Origin of the sequence: Pedobacter sp., assembly GCF_045628745.1 — a bacterium.
Taxonomy (GTDB): Bacteria; Bacteroidota; Bacteroidia; order Sphingobacteriales; family Sphingobacteriaceae; genus Pedobacter.
Genome location: NZ_JAZQPU010000493.1, coordinates 1 through 4,280 on the forward strand (window position 1 = coordinate 1; position 4,280 = coordinate 4,280).

4 protein-coding genes are annotated in these 4,280 nt (G+C 41.5%); 1 reads left to right on the forward strand and 3 read right to left on the reverse strand.

Features of this window, described 5'->3' with window-relative positions:
• The 3 genes from ACR2F7_RS17980 to ACR2F7_RS17990 form a co-directional block, all read right to left on the reverse strand.
• Positions 1–443, reverse strand: a 443-nt coding sequence (locus ACR2F7_RS17980) for an Hsp70 family protein (RefSeq protein ID WP_432714913.1), incomplete at its 3' end; no start/stop codon positions are given.
• 23 nt (positions 444–466) lie between these two features.
• Positions 467–1,591: a DUF3810 domain-containing protein gene (locus ACR2F7_RS17985; RefSeq protein ID WP_432714914.1), complete on the reverse strand. Its 1,125-nt coding sequence runs from the start codon at positions 1,589–1,591 to the stop codon at positions 467–469.
• Position 1,592: 1 nt separating this feature from the next.
• Entirely contained in the window at positions 1,593–2,927 is a 1,335-nt protein-coding gene (locus ACR2F7_RS17990; RefSeq protein ID WP_432714915.1) for a dihydroorotase, read from the reverse strand.
• A 58-nt stretch (positions 2,928–2,985) separates the two neighbouring features.
• Here ACR2F7_RS17990 and ACR2F7_RS17995 point away from each other — a divergent pair.
• On the forward strand, positions 2,986–4,280 hold a 1,295-nt coding region (locus ACR2F7_RS17995), incomplete at its 3' end, for a DEAD/DEAH box helicase (RefSeq protein ID WP_432714916.1).

Sequence of the window (4,280 nt, forward strand, 5' to 3'; positions counted from 1 at the left end):
GTTTTCAAGGCATGTTCAGCACGTGCTTTCAGTTCTTTTAAAATCTCTGCTGATAATTCTATGGGTGTATAAAAGCGGTTGCCAGCTTTAATTTTCACCAATGAATCATTATCATCATCAATCACCTTGTATGAAAAAGTATCCTGGTGTGCCTCGACGTCTTTGTAAGAGCGGCCCAACAGCCTTTTCACCGAAAAGATGGTATTCTCAGGGTCTGTAGTTAAAAATTCTTTGGCTTCATTGCCAACAAGTGCATCGCCATGTTCATTGAAGTGAACAATGGAAGGCACCAACAAACCTCTGCCTAAGTCATTAATGACCTGCGGTTTTTGATCAGGATTGATAAAAGCAACCAAACTATTGGTGGTTCCTAAATCAATACCAACAATGATTTCTTCTTGTTGCAAGGATCCTGTTGCCAGGTTAATGGATATTTTTGCCATAGTGTGGCAAATTTAGGAATGTTTTAAGGGATTTTTGTTTTAGGGCTGTAATGTTTTTCTTTTATTTCTTGTTCGTGAACATTATAAACCCACAAAACAATGTCCTGGTAGCTGTCTATTCCTTTTTGCTGGTTGTTGATTTTTAAAAAGCTATCCAGTGTGGCGCTCATGTAGCCGAACATCTGGTTGTTGTATTTCTGCCAAAATGCACTTCCACTTTTATATTCCCTGATGGTAGCCGGGTTGATGGTTTTATAAAGACCTTCATAGGCAGTAGGGGCAATGAGCCTCACTTCAAAAAGCACATTCCTTAAAATGGCATAATAGCCAGAATACTGAAACTGAATATCCGTACTGTTAATAGCCGTCAGGTAACCCACCAGGTTAGCTTCATCTTCGCGCGCCACAGCAATTTGATGGGCCATCTCATGACAGGTTACAAAGGGCAGGTCTTCTTTGGGTAGCCACATGTTAACGTTAGCTTCGCCAGATAAGGGGTTGTAATAACCTTCTAAGCCTATTTTCGTAATCAGCCAACTATTGAGCATAGGTTTAAGCACAGGACTGCGGTAGGTGAAAAAGGGCTGTTTTACGCTCATCTTCGCATAAGATTGACTGGCTAGTGCCTGTAGTTCTTTCACCCGGTACTTTTCCCTGTATTTAGGGGGTAATGCTTGTTTAAGCGTTTGAAGGTGGTTGATTCTTTCAATCATTAATGCGGCAAGCTGCACCAGTTGTTTATCGCTATAATGGTGATTACTGATACCTAATGTATGAGCTACCGAGGGCCTGGAATAATTTAATCCCCATAAAATCTTAAAGGCAATATAAAGGATTAAAGAGAAATTCAACACCTTCATGGGAATCAGCAGACGGAGGGTTTTATCTGAATTCCTGGAAAGTAAGCGCCTTCCATAGACATAAATCTTCCAGAAGATAAAAAGAACCAGCAACACATATAAAACATCACCCAATGAAAATGGCATTAGGGAACTGATTGTTCTCAGACTGATAGAAATTATAGGGTAAAGGGTATTGGAATATAAGGTTTCTGTCAGCCCGCTGAATAGCCCCCATAAAAAAACAACTGCTGCAACACCTACAGTGAGCAGCAGTTGTTTTCCTGATTTCTTGTAAACCGGGTTCATCTTACCTGATAAAGGTTAATCTTTTTCCTGTTTCGTTGGTCATGAATTTCCCTTTTTGATAAGCCAGGTTGCCTGATACAAAAGTGTGGGTAATTTCAGATTGAAAGGTTTGTCCTTCAAAAGGCGACCAGCCGCACTTGTAAAAAAGGTTGTTTTTAGTCACCGTAACAGGGTCATTAAGATCTACCAGAACCAAATCAGCCCAGTAGCCTTCTCTGATATAACCACGTCTGTCAATATTAAAACACTCAGCAACATGGTGGGCTGTTTTCTCCACAATTTGCGTTAAGCTTATTTTCTGTTGGTGATACATTTCCAGCAGGGCTGAAAGTGCATGTTGCACCAAAGGTCCGCCTGATGGTGCCTGTGCATAAGGTTGTTGTTTTTCTTCAATAGTATGCGGAGCATGGTCAGTAGCAATGATGTCAATATGTCCATCTAGTACACCTTTTAATATCGCCGCTTTATCTTCCGCAGTTTTTACCGCAGGATTCCATTTAATCCAGTTGCCTTTGGTTGCATAATCGCTGTCGTCAAACCATAAGTGGTGTACACAGGCTTCTGCTGTAATTCTTTTATCTTTCAGTGGGGTAATATTGTCAAAAAGGGCAACTTCCCTTGCGGTAGAAATATGCAGAATATGTAATCTTGTATTGTGTTTTTTTGCCAGTTCTACTGCCATGGAAGAAGAAAGGTAACAAGCCTCGGCACTCCGTATCAGCGGGTGCATGTCTACCGTCAGGTTGTCGCCGTATTTTTCTTTATATATTTTAAGGTTGCGCTGTATCGTTTGTTCATCTTCACAATGTGTGGCAATGAGCATAGGTGCTTCTTTAAAAATATTTTCCAACACTTTCTCATTATCCACCAGCATATTCCCTGTAGAAGAGCCCATAAAAACCTTGATGCCACAAACCGTAAGGGGGTCTGTTTTTAACACTTCTTCAAGGTTGTCATTCGAGGCACCCATGAAAAAGGAGTAATTGGCGAGCGACATTTCTGAGGCAATATTATACTTATCTTGCAGCAGTTCCTGGCTCAATGTATTTGGCACCGTATTAGGCATTTCCATAAAAGAAGTGATGCCTCCGGCTACTGCAGCCATGCTTTCTGTAAAGATATCTGCTTTATGGGTAAGGCCGGGTTCCCTAAAATGCACCTGGTCGTCAATCATGCCCGGTAACAGGTGTAAGCCTTCCGCATTGATTTCCTGGGCGCCGGGGTGGCTAATGTTAGTTGCAATTTTTTCTATGATGCCGCCTTTAATTAATACGTCGGCAACAAAGATCTGGCCTTCGTTCACCAGCGTGGCTGCTTTTATCAGAATGGTATCCATGCCTCCAAATCTATAAAAATGTAATTAGCCATCCTATAAATAAACGTATATTTGCAAAATGCCCAAAAAATTCGAAGAGTTCAATCTCAACCGACAAATTTTAAATGCCGTTGAAGATGCGGGGTTTACCGTAGCAACGCCGATACAGGAAAAAGCGATTGCACCTGTACTTTCCGGACAAGACATCTGCGGGATCGCAGAAACTGGAACCGGAAAAACCGCTGCTTATGTATTACCCATGCTGATGCAGTTAAAATATGCACAGGGAGAGGCTGCAAGGGCTTTAATTCTTGCGCCAACACGCGAGCTTGCCATGCAAATTGCCGAACATGTTACCATGTTCTCTAAATATACTGACTTAAGGTCTGCTGTAATCTACGGAGGTTTAGGTCCTAAAACTCAAATTGCCAAATTAAAAGAAGGTGTAGATTTAATTATTGCTACGCCGGGAAGATTTTTAGATTTATACCTTGCCGGACACATCAACACCCAATATATTAAGTTTCTTGTGCTTGATGAGGCTGATAAAATGATGGACATGGGCTTTATTGGCTCCATCCACCGTATTTTAGAAGTAGTGCCCCGCAGAAGACAAAATCTTTTGTTCTCTGCCACAATGAGTGACCTGGTTCAAAAAATTGCCGGCGATTTCTTGAAACATCCTACTGTTATTGAAGCGTCAATGCAGGCAACTCCTGCTGCAACGGTTACGCAATGTTTATATGAAGTGCCTAACTTCAAAACTAAAATCAACTTACTGCAGAATTTGCTGAAGAAAGATGAAGAGTTTACCAGGCTGATCATCTTCTGTAAAACAAAAACCGTAGCAGATAACATCTCCAGCTTTATCGAAAGAAGGTTTGGTGCCGAGGCAGTAAGGGTTATCCATGCCAACAAAGGGCAAAATACCCGTATCAATTCTATCAATAGCTTTAAAGAAGGTAACGTAAGGGTATTAGTGGCTACAGATGTTGCTTCACGTGGTATTGATGTAAGCGAGGTGAGTCATGTCATTAACTTTGACGTACCTATTATCATTGAAGATTATATCCACCGTATTGGCCGTACAGGCAGGGCCTTCGCTAAGGGCGATGCCATCACTTTTTGTACCGAGGCAGAGAAATATTACATCAAGAAGATAGAAAAGCTGATGCGACAACCAATTCCTGTTGTAGCTTTGCCAGCTGAAGTTTTTGTGGAAGAAACACCTTTCGAGGAGCGTCAGGCTATAGCCAGGGAAATTGACCTTCAGAAAAGAAAAGATGACCCTACTTTTATGGGTGCTTTTCATGAGAAGAAGAAAACCTTTGCTCCGAAAGTTAAGAAAGCCGATAGCGCCCCATGGAAAAAGAA

Coding starts and splice junctions, on each gene's coding strand:
- ACR2F7_RS17985 (WP_432714914.1), bottom strand. CDS start 1,591: ATGAACCCGGTTTACAAGAAATCAGGAAAACAACTGCTGCTCACTGTA.
- ACR2F7_RS17990 (WP_432714915.1), bottom strand. CDS start 2,927: ATGGATACCATTCTGATAAAAGCAGCCACGCTGGTGAACGAAGGCCAG.